The organism is Corynebacterium sp. HMSC074A09 (assembly GCF_001811545.1).
GTDB classification, from domain to species: Bacteria; Actinomycetota; Actinomycetes; order Mycobacteriales; family Mycobacteriaceae; genus Corynebacterium; species Corynebacterium hiratae.
In genome coordinates this window covers 227,456-249,274 of record NZ_KV805153.1, presented here as the reverse complement: position 1 = coordinate 249,274, position 21,819 = coordinate 227,456, and the positions used below count along the sequence as shown (strand labels likewise).

General features: G+C 61.3%; 19 protein-coding genes. 8 read left to right on the top strand and 11 right to left on the bottom strand.

Annotated features, from left to right (window positions below; all coding sequences use genetic code 11):
- Window positions 1–83 precede the first annotated feature (83 nt).
- Window positions 84–512 carry a hypothetical protein gene (locus HMPREF2807_RS08365; RefSeq protein ID WP_232751647.1) on the top strand — a complete coding sequence of 143 codons (429 nt, stop codon included), beginning with the start codon at window positions 84–86 and terminating at the stop codon, window positions 510–512.
- On the opposite strand, the gene HMPREF2807_RS08360 is transcribed toward HMPREF2807_RS08365, so the two are convergent.
- The 3 genes from HMPREF2807_RS08360 to HMPREF2807_RS08350 all read right to left on the bottom strand — a co-directional run bounded on the left by HMPREF2807_RS08360 (window position 491) and on the right by HMPREF2807_RS08350 (window position 3,979).
- Window positions 491–1,246, bottom strand: a complete 756-nt coding sequence (locus HMPREF2807_RS08360; protein ID WP_046649121.1) for a hypothetical protein — start codon at window positions 1,244–1,246, stop codon at window positions 491–493. The two genes, HMPREF2807_RS08365 and HMPREF2807_RS08360, sit on opposite strands and share 22 nt — an antisense overlap.
- A 125-nt stretch (window positions 1,247–1,371) precedes the next feature.
- Window positions 1,372–2,334, bottom strand: coding sequence for a nucleoside hydrolase (locus tag HMPREF2807_RS08355; RefSeq protein ID WP_046649120.1), 963 nt, complete (start codon window positions 2,332–2,334; stop codon window positions 1,372–1,374).
- Window positions 2,335–2,347: 13 nt separating this feature from the next.
- Complete coding sequence (locus tag HMPREF2807_RS08350) at window positions 2,348–3,979, bottom strand: ABC-F family ATP-binding cassette domain-containing protein (protein ID WP_070511781.1); 1,632 nt, start codon at window positions 3,977–3,979, stop codon at window positions 2,348–2,350.
- A gap of 160 nt (window positions 3,980–4,139) precedes the next feature.
- On the opposite strand from HMPREF2807_RS08350, the gene HMPREF2807_RS08345 reads away from it, so the two are divergent.
- Window positions 4,140–6,140 carry a fructose-specific PTS transporter subunit EIIC gene (locus HMPREF2807_RS08345; protein WP_070511778.1) on the top strand — a complete coding sequence of 667 codons (2,001 nt, stop codon included), beginning with the start codon at window positions 4,140–4,142 and terminating at the stop codon, window positions 6,138–6,140.
- A gap of 139 nt (window positions 6,141–6,279) precedes the next feature.
- Here the strand turns inward: HMPREF2807_RS08345 and HMPREF2807_RS08340 are convergent, their stop codons facing one another.
- From HMPREF2807_RS08340 to HMPREF2807_RS08310, 7 genes are all read right to left on the bottom strand, one after another.
- Complete coding sequence (locus HMPREF2807_RS08340; RefSeq protein WP_010186729.1) at window positions 6,280–6,708, bottom strand: metal-sulfur cluster assembly factor; 429 nt, start codon at window positions 6,706–6,708, stop codon at window positions 6,280–6,282.
- A complete protein-coding gene (gene sufU, locus HMPREF2807_RS08335; RefSeq protein ID WP_046649118.1) occupies window positions 6,709–7,158 on the bottom strand; it encodes a Fe-S cluster assembly sulfur transfer protein SufU in 450 nt (149 codons plus the stop codon).
- On the bottom strand, window positions 7,155–8,402 hold the full coding sequence (locus tag HMPREF2807_RS08330) for a cysteine desulfurase (RefSeq protein ID WP_070511768.1): 1,248 nt from the start codon (window positions 8,400–8,402) through the stop codon (window positions 7,155–7,157). Before HMPREF2807_RS08330 ends, sufU begins: the two co-directional genes overlap by 4 nt.
- A gap of 79 nt (window positions 8,403–8,481) precedes the next feature.
- Complete coding sequence (sufC, locus tag HMPREF2807_RS08325; protein WP_046649116.1) at window positions 8,482–9,240, bottom strand: Fe-S cluster assembly ATPase SufC; 759 nt, start codon at window positions 9,238–9,240, stop codon at window positions 8,482–8,484.
- Between the two features lie 27 nt (window positions 9,241–9,267).
- The gene (sufD, locus tag HMPREF2807_RS08320) at window positions 9,268–10,458 is read right to left on the bottom strand and encodes a Fe-S cluster assembly protein SufD (RefSeq protein WP_049157436.1); all 1,191 of its coding nucleotides are present in this window, start codon (window positions 10,456–10,458) and stop codon (window positions 9,268–9,270) included.
- Window positions 10,459–11,865: a Fe-S cluster assembly protein SufB gene (gene sufB / locus HMPREF2807_RS08315; RefSeq protein ID WP_175972985.1), complete on the bottom strand. Its 1,407-nt coding sequence runs from the start codon at window positions 11,863–11,865 to the stop codon at window positions 10,459–10,461.
- Between the two features lie 61 nt (window positions 11,866–11,926).
- Entirely contained in the window at window positions 11,927–12,577 is a 651-nt protein-coding gene (locus HMPREF2807_RS08310; RefSeq protein ID WP_158395618.1) for a helix-turn-helix transcriptional regulator, read from the bottom strand.
- Between the two features lie 198 nt (window positions 12,578–12,775).
- Here HMPREF2807_RS08310 and mptB point away from each other — a divergent pair, with 198 nt between their 5' ends.
- From mptB to HMPREF2807_RS08285, 5 genes are all read left to right on the top strand, one after another.
- Entirely contained in the window at window positions 12,776–14,512 is a 1,737-nt protein-coding gene (gene mptB, locus HMPREF2807_RS08305; protein WP_049157439.1) for a polyprenol phosphomannose-dependent alpha 1,6 mannosyltransferase MptB, read from the top strand.
- Window positions 14,513–14,518: 6 nt separating this feature from the next.
- Window positions 14,519–15,433 (top strand): ABC transporter ATP-binding protein, encoded by a 915-nt coding sequence (locus HMPREF2807_RS08300; protein ID WP_046649113.1) that lies wholly within the window; start codon window positions 14,519–14,521, stop codon window positions 15,431–15,433.
- Between the two features lie 61 nt (window positions 15,434–15,494).
- A complete protein-coding gene (locus tag HMPREF2807_RS08295; protein WP_046649112.1) occupies window positions 15,495–16,256 on the top strand; it encodes an ABC transporter permease in 762 nt (253 codons plus the stop codon).
- Window positions 16,257–16,338: 82 nt separating this feature from the next.
- Window positions 16,339–17,352, top strand: coding sequence for a COX15/CtaA family protein (locus tag HMPREF2807_RS08290; protein WP_070511761.1), 1,014 nt, complete (start codon window positions 16,339–16,341; stop codon window positions 17,350–17,352).
- A 126-nt stretch (window positions 17,353–17,478) separates the two neighbouring features.
- Window positions 17,479–18,447 (top strand): quinone oxidoreductase family protein, encoded by a 969-nt coding sequence (locus HMPREF2807_RS08285; protein WP_046649110.1) that lies wholly within the window; start codon window positions 17,479–17,481, stop codon window positions 18,445–18,447.
- A gap of 4 nt (window positions 18,448–18,451) precedes the next feature.
- Here the strand turns inward: HMPREF2807_RS08285 and HMPREF2807_RS08280 are convergent, their stop codons facing one another.
- Entirely contained in the window at window positions 18,452–19,396 is a 945-nt protein-coding gene (locus HMPREF2807_RS08280) for a heme o synthase (RefSeq protein ID WP_049157448.1), read from the bottom strand.
- A 315-nt stretch (window positions 19,397–19,711) separates the two neighbouring features.
- Here HMPREF2807_RS08280 and tkt point away from each other — a divergent pair, with 315 nt between their 5' ends.
- Entirely contained in the window at window positions 19,712–21,787 is a 2,076-nt protein-coding gene (tkt, locus tag HMPREF2807_RS08275) for a transketolase (protein ID WP_198531395.1), read from the top strand.
- Window positions 21,788–21,819 lie beyond the last annotated feature (32 nt).

Genomic DNA, 21,819 nt, shown 5'->3' with positions numbered 1-21,819 from the left:
GGGATCTGTGGCGCTGGATGCGAGGACAAACACTGCTTCCAGTTGGTGCCGTGGCACTTCCCCACCCTCCTGGAAGGCTCCACATGCTTGGCTTCATCTCTGCGATATTGCTGGTTGAAATGGTAGTTGTTCACCTTCTTTTACCTGCGGGCGTTCTGCGAATTGTGGCATTGCTGTTGTCGCTGTGGGCCATCATCTTTGTGTGGGGCCTGATTGCCGCTGAACGCATTCGCCCCAGTTATGTCACCGAAGACCTCACGGTTTTGCGGCGCGGGAAAACAATCTTCGTTGAGGTACCGATGGCTTTTGTCCGCACCACACAGGCGGACCGCACCCTCGAATCAGCGGTTATCCTAAGCAACGACGAGCTCATAGTAGGCGGCCCAGCCGGGACCGATACTCTCCTCGACCTCAGTGAGCCGGTCCAAGCATCACCAGACCGCTACCCTTGGCAGCGTGTTCGCTCGATGGAGGTTACGAAGGTGCGCTTTTATGGTGATACTTCTCGGTAGTCGCTAGCGTTGCGTAGTTGCTCCTCAAGCTCCGCAATCATTGGCAAGGCCAGCTCCGCGCGTTCGGCATCAATTCCCCACTTCTCCGGTTCACTGCGGACCATGTGGGCTGTGGCCTTGAGAAAGCGGGCGAAGTTTTCCACGACGGCGCGGTTGTTGTTGCGCACGCCTTCGGTGAGCACGGTATTGCTTAGCCTTTCGATCCAGATTTGGAGGATGTGAGCCGAGGTGCTTTTGCCAATTGTGGTGCAGGCAGCGCGCGCAAGCCGCAAACCCTCATCGTCATGCCACACTCCTCCGGGGGCGCGAAGGCGGCACGAGATGATCGCTGCGCCTTCGACGGCTGGGATCATCCCCTTGCGAACACAGGTTTCTACATAGTCAGCGCCGTAACCAACGGCCATGATAGGGCCGATGTCTTTAACAATGCCGCGTGTGTCATCCTCCGTGACATACCACGCGCGGAAGGTGAGGTAGTCCTCGTAGTGGAAGTGTCCTGCCTCCGTGAGCACGTTGAGCAAGCGAGCGGACAAAGCCTTCGTCCACACCTTGTCTGTACGCAGGTAGCCGCTGAGGCGTTCACGAATTTGATCAAGATGGTCATCCCACTGACCGGACTCAATGCCCTCTTTCAATTCGGTATAGGCCCAGTCCACGCGGACCTCAGGTCGTTTGCTCACTAATCCGGTGAGCAACGGTTCAATAACGGAATCGAGGTTATTGGCGGTGTTCATGACTTCTTCCTCTCCTGCGGCAGCACGCCGGGGTCTGACCACTTCTAGACCCTGTGCGTGGGAAGCGGAAGGACCCAAGAGAAGAGTCTTGAGCGGTGTGTGGTTGTGGTCCCGATTCTAGCGCACTATAGGTTTACTGGAAGACCAAGAAGAAATGCTGCACGCAGAAACTCTCGATGGGCGCTGTCAACATCGACGGCGGTGACCAACGCAGCATTAGCGGGCCGACCCCAGTGACCGCGCAGGTCCGCCACGCTCGTTCCGCGCAACCACTCCGGTTCACTGACTACCCGTACGGTGGTCGAGGTGGAAAAGAACGGGACCTTCTGCAACGCCACCATGCAGGTGAGCAGATCATGTATCTGAGCCTGATAGCCCGAGCCGTGCGCCTCGTGGAACTCGAAGTAGAAGCGCATGATCTCCGGTAGAACGTCCGCCACTGGGTGCTGCGCGAGCGCTTCACGCAGTCGTTCCAACTGCGTCGGGCCGAGGAGCATCGTCTCAGTGACGTTGAGTGGGCACAGCGTGATGGGCCTCGAAGTGGATTCAAAGAAGTCGCGCGCAGCATGCGGGTCGACCCAGAAGTTCCACTCCGCCGTTGGCGTGGTGTTGCCGGGATAGTTCACAGCACCACCCATGACGGTGACACCGGAGAAGCAGGCGTAGTCGGCAGCGTGCTCCGCAGCAAAGTGCGCGGCATTGGTCAATGGACCGGTCACGATGAGCTGCGCGTTGCGGCCCGCAGCTTCGGTCCAGATGCTGGTCCACTCAAGATTCTCCGCAGGAGTATGCTCCTCCGGCACGCTCAAGTACCCAAGGCCGCTGGGGCCGTGGGTTTCCGGGGTGGTCACGAGTTCCACCTGGCTGGGCTTCGGAAGCCCCGCAGCGACAAGTACCTCATCCAGGCCACACAGTTGCAGGATATAGGCGGCATTGCGGGTGGTCTGTTCAATTCCGACGTTTCCGGCGGTAGTGGTTACACCGACTAGTGCGATCTCTCCGGCGCGGTGAAGTGCGGCGAGGTAGATCAACGCTAGGGCATCGTCGATACCGGGGTCGCAATCAAGAAGAACAGGCTGGGCAGTCATGCCCGAAAGTCTATTAGGCCAATTCCACGATTTCCATGTACTCGTCGTTCCACAAATCCTCATCGCCATCAGGCATGATGATGACGCGCTCCGGCTTGAGTGCCTTAACCGCACCTGGGTCGTGAGTAACCAAGACCACGGCACCGGTGTAGGTGCCTAGGGCATCGAGCACCTGCTCGCGGGACTGGGGGTCTAGGTTGTTCGTGGGCTCGTCGAGAAGCAGCACGTTGGCGCGTGAGGACACCAGCGTTGCCAGCGACAGTCGGGTTTTCTCACCACCGGAGAGCGTTCCGGCAGGCTGTTCCAACTTGTCACCGGAGAACATGAAGGCGCCCAGCAGTCCGCGCAAATCCTGCTGGCCGGCATCGGGGCATGCCTCGATCGTGTTTTCCCACACGGTCTTGTCTGGATCGATATTGTCGTGCTCCTGGGCAAAGTATCCGATGCGCAGGCCATGGCCGGAGACGATGCCGCCTTCGCCGTCGGTGCGTTCCACGCCCGCCAGCAGCTTGAGCAGGGTCGTCTTGCCGGCACCGTTGTAGCCCAGCACGACCACGCGGGACCCCTTGTCGATGGCCAAATCGACGCCAGCGAAGACCTCCAGCGAGCCATACATCTTTGTCAGGCCCTTGGCGTTCATCGGAGTCTTGCCGCAGGGAGCAGGTTCGGGGAACTTGATGTGGGCAACCTTATCGGCCACGCGGACGTCATCAAGCTCGTTCATCATGCGCTCTGCACGGTGCAGCATCTGCTTGGCGGCGGCGGCCTTCGTGGCCTTCGCTCCCAACTTGGCGGCTTGCTTGTGCAGGGCTGCGGCTTTCTTTTCCGCGTTGGCGCGCTCGCGGCGGCGACGAGCCTCATCGGTGGCGCGGGCATCAAGGTACTTCTTAAAGCCCATGTTGTAGACGTCTGCTTCGGCGCGAACGGCATCGAGGAACCAAACCTTGTTGCACACGGCCTCCAGCAGATCGACGTCGTGCGAAATCATCACGAGGCCACCCTCATGCTTGGACAGAAAGCCGCGCAGCCACGTAATCGAGTCCGCGTCGAGGTGGTTGGTGGGCTCGTCGAGAAGCAATGTGGTCTGAGACTTGCCGGAGCCTGCCGACGCCGCGAAAAGAATCTGCGCCAGCTCCACGCGGCGGCGCTGACCGCCGGACAGCGTCTTGAGCTGCTGGTCGAGCACACGCTGCGGCAGGCCCAAGTTGTCGCAGATCTGCGCGCATTCGGAGTCCGCCTCATAGCCACCTAAGGTGTGGTATTCCTCTTCCAGGCGGGAGAACTTACGAATGGCCCTGTCGCGGAATTTATCGTCCGTAGCGGTTTCCATCAACTCTTGTTGCTTGGCCATGCGGCGCTTGATCTCATCCAAACCGCGCGCAGAGAGCACGCGCTCACGCGCAGTCTGCTCAATATTGCCTTCGCGGGAATCCTGCGGCAGGTAACCAATCGGACCTGAGCGCGTTACCGAGCCGCCATAGGGCTCGGTCTCCCCCGCCAGGATGCGCATGGTGGTCGTCTTGCCCGCGCCGTTGCGCCCGACCAGGCCGATGCGATCCCCCGGCTGCACGCGAAGGTGCTGGCCGGGGGCGTCGAGAAGCGTGCGTGCGCCCACGCGCACCTCGAAATCATTGGTCACAATCACGTCGAAACAGTCTAGCAACCAGGGTAGATAAACCCGAACCAGCGGCAGGGCCCAATCAGCATATATCTGGGGTTCCAGGTTGTGGTGCCCTTTGGAAAACCTGATTCCTGTTCGGCGCGTTTCACTTATGCATGAAGTTCGATGTGACTAGATTGGCGTCATGAGCACATCAGACACATCGAGATCTCCGTTAATCCTCGCGATTACCGCATGTCCGACTGGAATCGCCCACACCTACATGGCCGCTGAGAATCTTGAAGCAGCTGCCGTTGAACTGGGTTACCGCATCAAGATTGAGACACATGGTTCAATTGGCGTCGAAGGCACCTTTAGCTCTCAGGACATCGAGGAAGCCGATGCCATCGTGATCGGTGCCGACACCGTGATCGCGAAGGACCGCTTTCGCGGAAAGTGCCTAGCAGCGACTGGTGTCGATGAAGCGATTAAGCATCCAAAGGAACTCCTCACTCGCGCTCTGTCAGCGGCGAAGTGGCAAGAGGAGACTTCGAGCGAAGCTGTACAAGGGAATCAAGGCGTAGAGACCTCCGGCAGCGCCACTGGGTTCCGTGCGGTGGGTCAGACTCTCTACAAGGCGCTAATGAATGGTGTCTCCCACATGATTCCGTTCGTGGTCACCGGTGGTCTCCTCATCGCGGTAGCACTCTCAATCGGAGGAACACCCACGCCCGAGGGCCTGGCTATCCCCGAAGACTCCTTCTGGAACACCCTGAATGAGCTTGGCGGCCTAGCCTTTTCTCTCATGGTGCCGATCCTTTCCGGTTATATCGCGGTCGGCATTGCGGACCGCCCCGGTTTAGCGCCGGGACTCATCACTGGTCTTATCGCTACGACCGGCTCGCTTTACGGCTCTGAAGCTGGAGCGGGCTTCCTAGGCGGCATCGTCACAGGCATCCTGTCAGGCTACGTAGCCCTGGGAATCAAAAAGATTCCCGTTAATAAGTACATCGCCCCGATTTGGCCGATCATCGTTATTCCGATCTTCACCACACTCATCGTGGGGCTAATCTTTATCTACTTTGTCGGTGCGCCAGTAGCCGGCGCCTTTGAAGCCATGACCGAGTACCTCGCCGGGATGGAAGGCTCCTCTGTCATTGTCCTCGGTCTCGTCATTGGCGCGATGATCGCTTTCGACATGGGCGGTCCCTTTAATAAAACTGCCTTCCTGTTCGGCGGGGGCATGATTGCAGCCGGCAATGCGGCTCCGATGGGCATGGCGGCTACCGCCATCGCTGTACCGCCCCTGGCGGTGGGTGTTGCGACCCTCGTACGCCGTGCTTGGTTCAATAAGGCGGAGAAGGACGCCGGTATCGCCGCGCTCTTCATGGGGTTCTTTGGCATCACTGAAGGCGCTATCCCTCTTGCGGCGGCACGCCCGCTGCAGGTCATCCCAGCCAACGTCATCGGTGGTGCGGTAGCAGGCGCCCTGGCAGGTGCATTCGGGGTCAAGGACCATGTCATGCATGGTGGCCCCATCGTTGCTGTGCTCGGGGCTGTCGACAACGTCGTGGGCTTCTTCATCGCACTGCTTATTGGTGTCGTTGTCTGTGCTTCCGTCATGCTTCTGTTGATCGGACTTACCCAAAATAGAAAGGCCCAGAGTAAGAATGAGAGCTCTGGTGAACGGGGTGAAGCGGGCATAGCTAAGGAGGATGTGTCAGAAGCACCGGTCCAGGAAGAACCTTTGCTTTCTGCCGACACGGTGAGCCTTGACCAAGACCTTGGCACGAATCGCAAGGAAACGATCGATTCGCTAGTCCAGCTTGTCTCCCCTCGGCTTTCTGATCCTTCCGCAGTTATCACTACGGCCCTAGAGCGGGAAGCGAAGCATTCGACCGGTGTGGGGCATGGTGTGGCTATCCCACATGCTCGTTCCGCGGGAGTGACAGTGCCGACTTTGGCCTTTGCTCGTCTTCCCGAGGGGATTACGTGGGCAGAGGGCGAGGAACCAACGACGTTGGTCTTCCTCATTGCAGTGCCTGAGGACGCCGGCAAGCAGCACCTCAAGCTGCTTTCCAAGCTGGCGCGGGCAATCATGAAGGATGATTTCCGTACTCGCCTACAATCCGCCGCATCCAAGGATGAAGCGGTGGACATCATCTCCTCGGCTTTGGATCCGGCGTCCTCACCCGCTTCGTCATAGCAGTGAGTACTCAAGCTCTTAAAGCTACTTAAAATACCGCGCATTATGGAAAAAGAAACCGCCAGCCCGAGTGCGCAAGGTCATGTTGTGAAGACCTTAGGCGCCTCGGGCTGACGGTAATGGGGACTTGCAGCCGAAACTAGACGGCGAAGCCGAGGGCCTGGAGCATCTCGCGGCCCTCCTCGGTAATCATGTTCGGGCCCCACGGCGGCATCCAGACCCAGTTGAGCTGGACTGCCTCGGCGAGCTTGTTGCCTACGATGACATCCTCGATCTGTTCGCCGATGACATCGGTGAGAGGACAGGCCGGGGAGGTCAGCGTCATGTTAATGACGCAGGTGTTCTTGCCGTCAATATCGTCGAGCCAGACGTCATAGACCAAGCCCAGATCAACGATGTTGATTCCAAGCTCTGGGTCGATGACATCACGAAGGTACTCGGTGATATCGAAGGTCTTCGCAATCTGCTCTTCGGTCTGTTCAGGCTTGACAGCAGCGCCATCGAAGGAGGCATTCTGGTCCTGGTAAGGATCCGTGCTGCCACCGGTGGTTTCAGTGTTATCAGCCATCTACTTCTCCAATTCATTCAACGCTTCCACGGTGGCGGCTTGGAAAGCCTTCCACCCGAGGAGAGCGCACTTAACACGGGCGGGGAACTTGGCTACGCCGGCGAAGGCGATGCCGTCCCCGATGATTTCGTCGTCACCTTCCACTTCGCCGCGGGAGGTCACCATCCTCTCGAATTCGGCCAGCTTGGCGTTTGCCTCCTCGAGGGGGATGCCGACGATTTCCTCCGCCATAACAGAGGTCGAGGCCTGCGAAATGGAGCATCCCTCGGCGTCGTAGGACACGTCCTCGACGGTTGTGCCGTCGGGGGAAAGCTTCACGCGGAGGGTGAGTTCATCACCGCAGGAAGGGTTGACGTGGTGAACTTCTGCCTGGCCTTCGCGCAGGCCAGAGAATTTCGGGTTCTTGTAGTGGTCCAGGATGACGTCCTGGTACATGGAATCTAGGTTCATTCGCTCACTCCAAAGAAGGTGCGGGCAGCCCGCACCGCCTCTATGAGGGCGTCGACCTCGTCCTCAGTGTTGTACAGGTAAAAGCTAGCGCGCGCGGTCGAATTAGCCTTGCACGCGCGGTGCAGCGGCCACGCACAATGGTGGCCGGTGCGGATGGATACACCATGAGAGTCAAGAACCTGGCCTAGGTCATGCGGATGGATCCCATCCACGATGAAGGAGACCGCTCCTCCGCGATCCTCGGTGTTTTCAGGCCCGATGATACGCACGCCGGGGATCTCGGCAAGCTTCTGCAAGGCCAGTGCAGTGAGTTTCTGCTCGTGGGCGTGGATGGCCTCCATGCCCACCTCGCTCAAGAACTTCACTGCTGCACCAAGGCCCACAACCTGGCTGGTCATTTGGGTTCCGGCCTCGAAGCGGGTGGGTGGCGCGGCAAACGTCGAGCCTTCCATCTTGACTACTTCGATCATGGAACCGCCGGTGAGGAAAGGCGGCAGCTGCGCCAGCAGCTCTTGCTTACCGTAGAGCACGCCCACGCCGGTCGGCCCGCACATCTTGTGCCCAGAGAACGCGGCAAAATCCACATCAAGTTCGTGGAAATCCACCGGCATGTGCGGCACCGACTGGCAGGCGTCGAGAACCACCATGGCACCTACGGCACGGGCACGACGTACCAACTCTGCGACGGGAGCCACGGCCCCGGTCACGTTGGACTGGTGGGTAAAAGCCACGACCTTCACGGAGTCATCGAGCTCAAGCGAATCGAGATCAATGCGGCCGTCCTCGGTCATGGAGTACCACTTCAGCGTCGCGCCGGTGCGCTGGCACAGCTCTTGCCACGGCACCAAGTTCGCGTGGTGCTCCAGTTCGGTGACCACGACGGTATCGCCCTCACCGACATAAAGCTCGCCGGCGCGCTCATCACTGAGCACGTAGGCAACCTCATTGAGCGCTTCAGTGGCGTTCTTGGTGAAGGCAATCTCATCGCGGTCGGCACCAACGAAGGCGGCGATGGCCTGGCGAGCGGACTCGTACGCGTCATCGGCCTCCTCCGCCAGCTGGTAGGAACCGCGGTGCACCGGAGCGTTGGTGCCGAGCACGAACTCCTCCTCGGCCTTCCATACCGGCAGGGGACGTTGCGAGGTCGCTCCCGAATCCAGGTACACCAAAGGTTTACCGTCGCGCACCGTGCGCGAGAGGATAGGGAATTGTTCCCGAATCGCATTAACGTCTAGTTCAGGCATAGGTCCTTGTGCTCGGTTCTTTTTCTCTAGCGTGTCGTGGTGTGGTCTGTCGTGGTGTTACCGGGGTCGGCGGTACAGCCTACTTGAGGAACTGCTCGTAGCCGTCTGCCTCAAGCTGGTCAGCCAGCTCGGCGCCGCCGGTCTTGATGATCTGTCCGTCGGCGAAGACGTGAACGAAGTCCGGGACAACGTAGTTGAGGATGCGCTTGTAGTGCGTGATGAGGAGGATGCCGCCGTTGGTCTCCTCCTGATAGCTGTTGATGCCATCGGAGACGACGCGCAGGGCGTCGACGTCCAGGCCGGAGTCGGTCTCGTCCATGACGGCGAACTTCGGTTTGAGGATGTCGAGCTGCATGACCTCGTGGCGCTTCTTCTCACCACCGGAGAAGCCCTCGTTCACGGAGCGGTGTGCAAAGGACTTATCGATGGCCAGCTTCTCGCGGGCCTCGGTGAGCTCCTTGTTCCACTCGCGCAGCTTCGGAGCCTCGCCACGGATAGCGGTCACGGCGGAGCGCATGAACTGCGACATCTTCACGCCCGGCACCTCAGTCGGGTACTGCATGGCCAGGAAAAGACCAGCGCGGGCGCGCTCGTCGACTTCCATCTCGAGGATGTTCTCGCCGTCGAGAAGCACCTCGCCCTCGGTCACCTCATACTTGGGGTGACCGGCGATAACGTAGGACAGGGTGGACTTGCCGGAGCCGTTGGGGCCCATGACGGCGTGGGTCTCACCGGAATTGATGGTGAGGTTGACACCCTTGAGGATCGGCGTGGGCTCACCGTCCTCCTCGTGTGGGAGCACCTGCGCGTGGAGATTCTTGATTTCCAGAGTAGACATTGAGTTGGTACCTGCTTTCGGGAAGTTTTAAGCGTTGATCTTGGCGAGCTCGTCGACGACGCGGGATTCCAGATCCTCGCGCAGGGACTCGACCGGGATGCGGGAGATGACTTCGGAGAAGAAGCCGCGGATGATGAGGCGGCGTGCCTCGGCGGCAGGAATACCGCGGGACATGAGGTAGAACAGCTCAAGGTCATCGAAGCGGCCCACCGTTGCGGCGTGGCCAGCACCGACGATCTCACCGGTCTGGATCTCCAGGTTCGGGATGGCGTCAGCGCGCGCACCCTCGGTGAGGATCAAGTTGTTGTTCGTCTCATAGGTGTCCGTGTTGTTCGCATTCTTGCGGATGAGCACGTCACCGACCCAGCAGGTGCGGGCCTCCGGGGTGCGGGAGGCGGAGCCGGCCTCGGCCTTCTGCGCAGCAGTAGCACCCTGCAGAGCGCCCTTGTAGAAGACGCGAGAGCGGCAGTTCGGCACGTCGTGGTCCACCAGCAGGCGGTTCTCGAAGTACTGGCCGGCATCAGCAAAGTAGACGCCGAGCAGCTCGGCATCGCCACCGGGGCCATCGAAAACTACGCGCGGAACAAGGCGCACAATCTCGCCGCCAAAGATGGCGGTGTTGTGGCGCAGTACGGCGTCGCGGCCCACCTTCGCAATCTGATGGGACAGGTGCACTGCATCGTCTTCCCAGTCGGCGTCGACGACGACGGTGACCTGGGAGCCGTCGCCCAGCACGAACTCCACGTTGTCTGCGTGGGTACCGGAACCGACGTACTTAAGAACGATGGTGACCTCCGCGTGATTGCCCACGTGGATGGAGGTCGCACCAAAGGAGGTCACGCCCTCACCAGCGCCGGTGATGGTGATCTCCACCGGCTTATCCAGTCGTGCATCGGCGTCAACGCTGACGATCTGCGCCTCCGGCATGGAGCACCAGGCCTGAGCTGCAACGCGGTCAGCAGGTGCACCGGCGGTGCCGAGGCGGTCGTCGTCAGGCGCCACGGTCTCGGCCGTTACGCCCTCCGGGGCCACCACGTCAATCTTCTGGGCGGTTGCCGGCGCGAACTCACCATTGTGCAGCCCGCGAAGGTTACGCAAGGAGATGAAACGCCAGACCTCGTCGCGGCCGTGCGGGACCGGGAAGTCCTCGACATCGAAGGAGGTGAACTGGTCTCCCTTAGTGACGTCAGCCGGATTAAATTCGTTGGAAGCTACCACTTAGCCCACCGATCCTTCCATCTGCAGCTCGATAAGACGGTTCAGCTCCAGCGCGTATTCCATCGGGAGCTCCTTAGCAATCGGCTCGACGAAGCCGCGCACAATCATCGCCATGGCCTCTTCCTCAGCGATACCGCGGGACATGAGGTAGAACAGCTGCTCCTCAGAGACCTGGGAGACCGTTGCCTCGTGGCCGAGGGTGACGTGATCATTGCGGATGTCGTTGTACGGATACGTGTCCGACCTCGAGTCATTGTCCACAAGCAAGGCATCACACTCGACGTTGGCAGCGGAGTTCGTAGCGTTAGCGTTGACCTGCACCAAGCCGCGGTAGGCCGCGCGGCCGCCGTTGCGGGCCACGGACTTCGAGACGATGTTGGAGGAGGTGTTCGGCGCCATGTGGATCATCTTGGAGCCGGTGTCCTGGACCTGGTTATCGCCAGCAAAGGCCAGGGAGAGTACCTCACCCTTGGCGTGCTCGCCGGTAAGCCAGCAGGACGGGTACTTCATAGTGACCTTGGAGCCGATGTTGCCATCGACCCATTCCATGGTGCCGCCCTCTTCGACCTTGGCGCGCTGGGTCACCAGGTTGTAGACGTTGGTGGACCAGTTCTGAATGGTGGTGTAGCGGCAGCGGCCGCCCTTCTTCACGATGATCTCGATGACACCGGTGTGCAGCGAATCCGAGTTGTAGATCGGCGCGGTGCACCCCTCGATGTAGTGAACGTAGGCGCCCTCCTCCACGATGATGAGGGTGCGCTCGAACTGGCCCATGTTCTCGGTGTTAATGCGGAAGTAGGCCTGCAGCGGAATATCCACGTGGACGCCCTTCGGAACGTACACGAAGGAACCACCGGACCAGCAGGCGTTATTCAGCGCGGAGAACTTGTTGTCGCCGGCCGGAATCACGGTGCCGAAGTATTCCTGGAGGATCTCCGGGTACTCGCGCACCGCGGTGTCGGTATCAACGAAGATAACGCCCTGGGCCTCCAGGTCCTCGCGGATCTTGTGGTAAACCACCTCGGACTCGTACTGCGCGGCAACACCGGAGACCAGACGCTTCTTCTCAGCATCCGGGATACCCAGCTTGTCGTAGGTCTCCTTAATGTCGTCCGGCAGGTCATCCCAGGTTTGGGCCTGCTTCTCGGTGGAGCGGACAAAGTACTTAATGTTGTCGAAGTCGATTCCGGACAGATCTGGGCCCCAGGTCGGAACTGGCTTCTTGTTGAAGACGCGCAGAGCCTTCAGACGGGACTCGAGCATCCACTCCGGCTCGTTCTTCTTCCGAGAAATATCGCGGACGACGTCCTCACTCAAACCGCGGTGTGCTGCCTGGCCGGCTTCGTCGGAATCGTGCCAGCCGTACTCATAGCCGCCGATAGAGGAGATGATCTCGTCATCGCTCATCTTGGTTTCAAGGCCTGGTGCCGGTTGTGCCTGTGTCAAAGCCCGCTCCTTTCTAGTTCGATTAGTTCTTCCCCGGCTCCGCCGCGGAAGGCGGGACTGGGGTTAAGGGGATATTCGTGGTGCAGATTCCATGACCATCCGCAATGGAGGCCAAGGGCTGCACATGTTTGCCTAATAGCGCGGAGAAGACTTCCTGTTCAGCTTCACACAACTCCGGATGCTCGGCCGCCACGTGGGCGACCGGGCAATGGTGCTGGCAAATCTGTACTCCGTTGCCCACCGACGTCACCGTGGCCGCGTAGCCATGCGCGTCGAGCACTTCGGCCAGCTGACGCGCCACCTCCGGAACGGATTCCTGATCTTCTACCAGGGGCTTCACGTCCTCCACGAGGCGCTCGAAGCGAGCCTTGGCGAAGCGACGAACCGCCTCCGGCCCGCCCGCTTCACGCAGTGCGGTGAGCGCTTCCGCCGCCAGCTGATCGTAGGCGTGCCCAAATTGGGCGCGGCCCTGATCCGTGAGGCGGAAATGCTTGGCGGGGCGACCACGGCCCACCGACTGCCCAGGGCGGGCTGATGGGCGGCGATGCACCACCTCGGTGAGTCCTTCCTCCACCAAAATGTCTAAGTGCCGACGGATGCCGGCTGCAGAGAGACCGAGACGTTCACCCAGATACGACGCCGTTACCGGGCCGTCTTTTAGGAGCAACAACATGACGTGTCGGCGGGTGTCGCCCTCAGTCGAGCGAGTCTCCCTAGGTAGCTCCTTCGTCACGGTGTACACCTCCTTGAATGAAACACTCTCTCTTTAGACAACACTAGTGTTCCTTAATTCATTCCCGATTTCCACTCTTTCATTCGTGTCGCGGGCAGCTCGTCCTCTCTCAGCACCGAGCGACTAAGGTAGACACTCATGAATATGGAGCGCGATTACACCCGATCGGGGCGATTGCACCGCGTCTTTTGGGGCGTGCGCGATGAACTCCCCCGCATGGGCCTGCCCGGATCCCGTTCCGCGCTCTTGCACCAAGATTTTCCAGATTCTTCCGACGGTGCAGAGGGCGCCGCGCTTGGCGACGTCCACCGCCACACCATCGCCCAGCTGCGCACGCTCTTTAGCCTCCGGTGGCTCGGCACCATTGGTGCGCTACTCATTGCGCTCGGCGGATTGGGCGCCGGTGCGCTTCCGGTGGTGGGCAACCCCTATGAGTCTCTGCCTTTTGGCTCGCTCATGACGCGGATGCTGCAGTCAGCCTCCGCCATCGTGTTCATCGGGGTCGGTTTCATGGTCACGGCGTGGATTTGCATGGCACCGCTGGTGGGCGCGCCCCTGCGCCTACAGAAGCCGGCCAAGGTTCGGCGCTTTAGCCACTCGCCCCGGGTGGTCACGCAGAGCCAGATGTGGCGCACCTGGCTAGGGTGGGTTCTCCCGCTTTTGGTGACCGCTCCCCTGTTCACGCAGGACATTTACTCCTACCTCGCTAACGGCTCCATCGTGCTCCAAGGCCTCGATCCCTATTCGGCGGGGCCGGTGGAGCTACTAGGCGCCGATAACGACCTGGCCCGCTCCGTCCCGTTCATCTGGGCGAACTCACCTTCCCCTTATGGCCCTGTGGCGCTAGGTGTAGCGGCGGTGGTCAGTTGGCTGACCAACGACTCCATTATCTGGGGTGTTGTCCTGCACCGGGTACTGTCCCTCGTCGGTATCATCGCCGCCGGTTGGGCCATCGCGCGGCTTGCTACGCGCTGCCGAGTATCCCCGGAGGCAGCGCTGTGGCTGGGCATCCTTAACCCTTTGACCATCCTCCACCTCGTCGGAGGCATCCACAATGAATCCTTCATGCTGGGGCTAGCTCTCGTCGGTGTGGAGCTGGGGTTGCGGGCGGTTAACGATTCCCACGAGGCCCGCTGGCGAGCATGGTCGCTGTTTATCGCATCTGGCGTCCTGATCTCGTGTGCCGGAATGGTCAAGGTGACTGGCTTTATCGGCCTCGGGTTCGTTGGCATGGCGGCGGCACGCAGGCTCGTCGACAAGCACGGCGTGTCCGGCGTGCGGGCAGTGCTGGGCGCCGGGGCCGCGCAGCTTCTCCTGCTTGCCACCTCCATCGCCGCAGTGACGGTACTCACGGGGATCGACATTGGTTGGGTCTTTGGCCAGGGCGGCGCGGCCACCATCCGGTCGTGGCTGTCTGCGACGACCTCCGTAGGCGTCGGCGCCGGCTTCCTTGGGATGCTGTTGGGATTGGGTGATCACACCGAGGCCATCCTCACCGTGACCCGGACTGTGGGCGTCATCATTGCCGCGGGCTTTATGATCCGCATGCTCTTTGCCACCTACCGCGGCGCCATCCACCCCGTGGGCGGCCTGGGGGTATCGACCTTCGTGCTCGTGGTGTTCTTCCCCGTCGTCCAACCCTGGTACATCCTGTGGGCGGTGCTGCCGCTGGCGGCTTGGGCCAACCGACGCTTCTTCCGCATGGCTGTGATCATCTACTCCGGGTTCATGAGTTTCATCGTGCTTCCCCGCGGCCTCGGCCTTCCCCCAGGGACAGTCTTCGTCATTTACCTCGCCGCCTTGGTGACATTCCTCGTCCTCGCCGGCGTGGGGTGGGTTGCTTTGCGCAGGGCGGGCGTGCGTGTCCTAAACTAGCGATTCGTGACTACATCAGCTCTTGTCTTAGATAACGTCATGAAGACCTATGGCGACGTCAACGCAGTGAACGGGCTGAGTTTCCGCGCCAATTACGGCGAGATCCTGTGCTTGCTGGGCCCTAACGGTGCAGGTAAGACCACCACCATCGAGATGTGTGAGGGTTTCAAGAAGCCCACGTCGGGCCGCATCGAGGTGCTGGGGCTTAACCCCGCGCGCAATCCCGATGCCGTGCGCTCCCGCATCGGCATCATGCTGCAGGGCGGCGGCTCCTATTCCGGAATCAAAGTCAAGGAGATGCTTGAGCTTAGCGCCTCCTATAACGAGAATCCCTTGGACCCGGAGTGGCTGCTGGACACGCTCGGACTGCGCGGGGTGGCGAAGAGCAGCTACCGCCGCCTGTCCGGCGGGCAACAACAACGTCTCTCCCTAGCCCTAGCGATCATCGGGCGCCCAGAGTTGGTCTTTCTCGATGAACCCACCGCGGGCATGGATGCCCAGTCGCGCCTTGCCGTGTGGGACCTCATCCGCGCCCTCCGGGCCGATGGCGTAACCGTCATCCTCACCACGCACCTCATGGATGAAGCGGAAGCGCTCAGCGACCGCGTCGTCATCATTGACCACGGACAACTCGTGGCGAGCGGCACCGCAGCATCGCTGACGGACTCGGCCGATGTTCCGCAGGTGAATTTCGATACCGCAACACCGGTGGACCTCGAAGCACTGCGGGACGCCGGCATCGCGGCGGAAGCTCTCCGCCCCCTGCACTACCGTCTCACCTCGGAGGCCAGCCCCGCCGGCATCGCAGCGCTGGCTTCATGCTTGGCCGCGCAAAACGTCATCCTCCGCAACCTGCACACCTCACACCGGAATCTCGAGGAAGTCTTCCTCGATCTCACGGGCCGCGACATGCGCAGCTAGAACCGCCCTCGGCCATTTAGCACGATTCTTTTATCAAGTTGTTTGAACAAGGAGAAGCTCCATGAGCACCTTCGCACCCGGCACTTTTAGCCCGCACCCGCAGCGCGTGGGCGTAGCGGCTATGGCACGTGCCCAAGGGGCTATCGAATCCAAGCTCATGCTGCGCCACGGTGAGCAGCAGCTGCTGAGCATCATCATCCCTGTGGCCATCCTGATCGGCGCCGCGACACTGCAAGACAGCACTGGCCACGGCGTGGAGGAAATCTTCCCCATGGTGCTGGCCGTTGCGGCGACCTCCTCCGGTTTCACGGGTCAGGCCATCTCCTTGGCCTTCGACCGTCGCTATGGTGCGCTGAAGCGCACAGGCGCTTCAGGCGTTCCTGCCTGGGCCATCGTGGTGGGAAAGATTCTCGCCGTGCTGTCGATGGTGGTGCTGCAGGTCCTTGTGCTGGGGACGATTGCCGCCTTCCTGGGGCTGCGGATCACCGCTGGGGGTGCGGCCATCGGTGTGCTCACGCTCGCCTTGGGTGTGGCTACGTTTACGGCCTTAGGCCTACTGCTCGGCGGCACACTGAGTTCGGAGGTGGTCTTGGCGGTGGCCAACCTCATTTGGTTCATCCTCCTCGGCACCGTCGGCTGGGTCATGTTTTCCCAGGGGCTCGGTGATAACGGGGTGTTCACCCTAGTGCCCACGGTGGCCATGGCCGCCGGTCTCGATACCGCCCTGAACGGGTCTTTCCCGGGCATTGAGCTCCTTGTACTCGTCGGGTGGTCAGCGGTGGCGTCGTTTGCCGCGGTGCGTTGGTTCCGCTTCGAGGGCTAAAAGTGATTCTTCTCCCTTGCGCGGTGTGACCCACCCGTCGATATTGGTTCCCGGATGGGGCCGGGCGGTAGGCTGAGTAGCCGTGAGTACCGCCAATATTTCCTCTCCTCAACATTCCACCGCGCCCGCTGCGCCGTCCACCGGTCCCTCGGTGAAGACGCAGCGCATCGTCGCGCTCATCCTCCTGCTCTGCCAGGGCGGCATTACGGTATCGGGTTCCATCGTGCGCGTCACCGGCTCCGGTCTTGGTTGCGTCACCTGGCCTAACTGCCACCCTGGTTCCTTGGTTCCCATCCAGGGCGCGGCTCCCATGCTCCACCAGGCCATTGAGTTCGGCAACCGCCTGCTGACTTTTGTTGTGGCTGCCGCGGCCATCGCCAGCATTGTGGTGGTCCACAAGGCGCAGCGTCGCAAGGAGCTCAAGGTCTATGCCTGGGCGGGGCTCGCAGGTGTTTTCGTGCAGGCACTCATCGGCGCTCTGTCGGTCGTGCTGAAGCTTTCTTGGTGGAGTGTGGCAATTCACTTCCTCCCATCTATGGTCCTAGTGTGGATTGCGGCCATGCTGTTCTCCCGTATTAACGAGCCCGATGACGGCACTCCCACTCGCCTCTTCCCCGCCGCCGTGCGCACCCTCGCGGTGGTGGCCACAGTAGCCCTGTCCATCGTTCTGCTGACCGGTACCTTTGTGACTGGCTCGGGTACCCACTCCGGTGATGCCGGTGTGGGCATGGAGGGACGCCTCGGCGTAGACACCTATGGCATGGCCGTCATTCACGCGGTCTGCATGTACGTCTACTTAGCGCTCACGCTCATCGTGGTCTTCCTCCTGCACCGCACCGGCGCTCCCAAGGTGGCCAAGAAGGCCGGCTGGGTGCTCATTGCCTGCATCGTTATCCAATGGGCTATTGGTGTCACCCAGTTCTATCTCCACATCCCTCGCTGGACCGTCCCCTTCCACGTGGGCATGTCCTCAGTGGTCACAGCCTTCACCGCCCTGCTGTGGGCCCATGGCTTGCGCCGCGTCGGAAGCGAGGATGGCACTACTGCAAGCTCTGCCCAGCGCGGTGACGAGAACGTTCCCGCCGCCCAAGGCTAAGCAGAGTCACCGGAGCCAGCAAAGCCACTACAACAGGTACTCCTAGCGCCGCCGTTCTCACCAGGAAGTGAGGATGGCGGCGCTTTTTGCTGCGCGGGTGCCTGTGCTTCGTTTAGCCTAGACACCATGCATGCTATTCAGGTGACCACGACCGGAGGGCCCGAGGTCCTCACCTACGCTGAGGTAGAATCCCCCACGCCGACGAAGGAGCAGCTGCTTGTCGACGTCTCCGTGGCCGGTGTCAACTACATCGACACCTACTACCGCGAAGGCATCTACAACGCCTCCGTGCCTTTCATCATCGGACTCGAAGGAACCGGACGCGTTGTGCACGACCCCCAGGGAGAAATCGCCCCGGGCACGATGGTGGCCTGGGATCACGCTTTCGGATCCTATGCGGAGCAAGTCTGCGTGCCGCGAGACCGCGTGGTGGCCGTCCCCGACGAGATTCCCTCCGCCGTCGCCGGTTCGATGCTCCTGCAGGGCATGACGGCGCACTACCTCACCCACGGTGTGTATCAGCTAGGGGAAGGAGCATCCTGTCTGATCACTGCCGGTGCGGGCGGCGTGGGCTTAATCCTTACCCAGATGGCCAAGTCCCTGGGCGCCACCGTCTATTCCGTGGTCTCCACGAATGAGAAGGAAGAGCTGGCCTATGGCGCGGGCGCAGACCACGTGTTCCGCTACAGCAGCGGCCTGGCCGAGCAGGTGCGTCGTCACAACGGTGGGCGCGGCGTGGACGTGGTTTACGACGGCGTCGGCAAAGCCACCTTCGGTGAATCCCTTGAGGTTGTGCGACCGCGCGGCACGGTAGCGCTCTTCGGTGCCGCGTCGGGCCCCGTCCCTCCGATGGACCCGCAGCTGCTGAACAAGCACGGCTCCATCTTCCTCACCCGCCCCTCACTCGGCGCCTGGACCTCCCAGGAAGGCGAGTTCCAGATGCGCGCCCAGGCAGTGGTGCAGGCGGTCATCGATGGCGACCTCGACTTCCGCATCTCCGCGGAATATCCGCTCGCCGAAGCTGCTCAGGCCCACCGCGACCTCCAAGAGCGCAAGACCACAGGCTCGATTGTCCTCCGGGTACGCGAAGACTAGTTCGCTAGAACAGCGCGGCCGACCAGCCCAGCATGCGCCCGATGGGCTCCCAGCCCACGACGGCGTCGATGGACAGGCCGATAAAGAGCACCGACAGGTAGTTGTTGGAGTAAATAAACAGGCGCATGGGCTTGACCTTTGCGCCCTTCTTTACCCCTTGGTGCAGACGAATCGCCATCCAAAGGAAGACCGCGCCGGAAGACACCGCGGCTACCAAGTAGATCCACGAGGCCGCAGGGATGATAAGGAAGGTCACGATAACCGTGCCGATCGTGTACCACACGATTTGGCGGGTCACCTCTACTTCCCCGGCAACGACGGGCAGCATCGGCACCCCAGCCTTGCGGTAGTCCTCCTTGTACTTCATCGCCAGCGCCCACGTGTGGGGTGGCGTCCAGAAGAAGATAATGAGGAACAGCACCACGGCCTGCCACCAACGGTCCGGCTCCCCTGCCGGTGCATTATCACGAATGACGGCCCAACCCACCATGGCGGGCATACAGCCAGCGAGGCCACCCCAGACGATGTTCTGGGAGTTCCGCATCTTGAGGAACTTCGTGTAGACGATGACATAAAAGAAGTTGGTCAAGAGCACGAAGAACGCGGCCAACCACGAGTTAGCTAACACACCCAGCCAAAAGACGGATAGCGCCAACATGATCCACGCGAAGATCGCGGCATTGCGCCGCGAGATGGTCTTGCGCACTAGCGGCCGGGCACGGGTGCGCTGCATCTTCTGGTCGATCTCATAATCGACGACGTTATTGAACGTGTGGGCGGCCGCGGCACCCATCCATCCACCGAAGATGGTGGAGACGATGAGCCAGAAGTTGGAGGACACTGCCTCGAATCCACGCTGCGCCTGGAGCATAGCCGGGATTGCCGCCACGAGGAGGAGCTCAATGATCCTCGGTTTCGTTAGCGCAAAATAGGCCTTGATGGTCTCCAAGGAACAATCCTCCGTATATCCGGCACGTGGGTGTATGGCTTATGGGTCTGACGTACTGGTCGGCTGCCCGCGCTAAAAAGTTCCCGAGAACTTTGTGGCGAATCCCCGAAGCGTTCTTTGGGGATAGTCGCCGCCCACTGGCTGGCAGCGGGGCAACAGCGTCAACCATGCCAGACTACCGCCCGAAACCTGGTTTATATAATCCCCCGCCGAAGATCGAAAAACCTTTACACTGATTAACGGTATATCTGTTTCCAGAAGCGAAGTGAGGTTTTCGCCGTGTCGAACGAAAAGTTGTCCCCAGAACTGCAGGCTATGGTTGAGCGCCGTTATCCTTCGGACTGGAGTGACCTCGACACTCGCGCCGTGGATACCGTGCGCGTCCTAGCTGCCGACGCCGTCCAGAACTGCGGCTCCGGCCACCCCGGTACCGCCATGTCCCTGGCACCGCTGGCCTACACGCTCTACCAGCGCGTGCTAAACCACGATCCGGCCGATGTTCACTGGGCAGGGCGCGACCGCTTCGTACTCTCCGTTGGACACTCTTCCCTGACGCAGTACATCCAGCTCTTCCTCGGCGGCTTCGGTCTCGAGATGGAGGATCTCAAGTCGCTGCGCACCTGGGGCTCGAAGACTCCGGGCCACCCCGAGGTTCACCACACCGATGGCGTCGAGATCACCACCGGTCCCCTGGGCCAAGGCTTGGCGTCCGCGGTCGGCATGGCAATGGCCGCACGCAAGGAACGTGGCCTGTTCGATGCCTCGGCCCCGGCCGGCGAATCCCCCTTCGATCACTTCGTTTGCGTCATTGCCTCCGACGGTGACTTGCAAGAGGGTGTCACCGCTGAGGCTTCTTCCTTGGCGGGCACCCAGAAGCTGGGCAATCTCATCGTCTTCTGGGATGACAACCGCATCTCCATTGAGGACGACACCAACATTGCCTTCAACGAGGACGTGGCTAAGCGTTACGAGGCCTATGGCTGGCACGTGCAGACCGTGGAGTCCGGCGAAGATGTCGAAGCCATCGAAGCAGCTGCCGCCGCGGCACGCGCCGAAACCTCCCGCCCCTCCTTCATCCGAGTTAAGACCGTGATTGGTTACCCGGCACCGAACAAGATGAACACCGGTGGCGTCCACGGTGCAGCTCTTGGCGAGGATGAGGTAGCCGCCACCAAGGAGGTCCTCGGCTTCGATCCGGCGCAGTCCTTCCACATCGACGAGGAAGTCCTCGCACACACCCGCGAGCTGACCACTCGCGGTGCCGCGAAGCACGCAGAGTGGCAGGAAAAGTTTGACGCGTGGGCAGCTGCCAACCCGGAGGAGAAGAAGCTCTTCGACCGCCTCCAGGCTCGCGAGCTGCCGGCTGACTTCGCCGCAGAACTTCCGACATGGGAAGCGGGCGAATCCTTGGCCACGCGCAAGGCTTCCGAGGCCGCCATCCAGGCACTTGCAGCCTCCCTGCCGGAGATGTGGGGCGGCTCCGCCGATCTGGCAGGCTCCAACAACACGGTGATCAAGGGCGCGGATTCCTTCGGCCCAGAGTCCATCACCACCGATACTTGGACTGCCACCCCCTACGGCCGCAACCTGCACTTCGGCATCCGCGAGCACGCCATGTCCGCAGTCATGAACGGCATTGCACTGCACGGCAATACCCGCGTCTACGGTGGTACCTTCCTCATCTTCTCTGAGTACCAGTACCCGGCTGTCCGCCTCGGCGCGCTCATGTCCACCGATACCTACTACGTCTGGACGCACGATTCCATCGGGCTGGGCGAGGACGGCCCCACCCACCAGCCAGTGGAAACGCTCGCTGCCCTGCGCGCCATCCCCAACCTCTCCGTCATCCGCCCGGCAGATGCCAACGAGACCGCTCAGGCGTGGGCGGCGGCCCTTGAGTACAAGGCCGCTCCGAAGGGCCTCGCTCTGTCCCGCCAGAACCTGCCTGTACTCGAAGGAACCAAGGAGAAAGCTGCCGAAGGTGTGCGCCGCGGCGCCTACGTCCTCGTTGAGGCATCGAAGGAAACCCCGGACGTGATTCTTATCGCCACCGGCTCCGAGGTACAGCTCGCCGTGGAGGCCGCCAAGCAACTCGAGGCGGACGGTACCGCGACCCGCGTGGTGTCCGCGCCGTGCCTAGAGTGGTTCGACGAGCAGGACGTTTCCTACCGCGAGTCCGTCCTCCCCTCCTCCGTCCGCGCGCGCGTCTCCGTCGAGGCCGGTATCTCCATGCCGTGGCACAAGTACACCGGTTCCTTCGGCCGCACCGTGTCCTTGGAGCACTTCGGCGCTTCCGCACCTGCCGCGGAACTCTTTGAGAAGTTCGGCTTCACTGCCGACGCCATTGTTGACGCCGCCCGCGAGTCCCTCAACGCTGCTCAGGCAGGCTAACCCCCTACTGCTGTCCACTACGAAAGGACCCT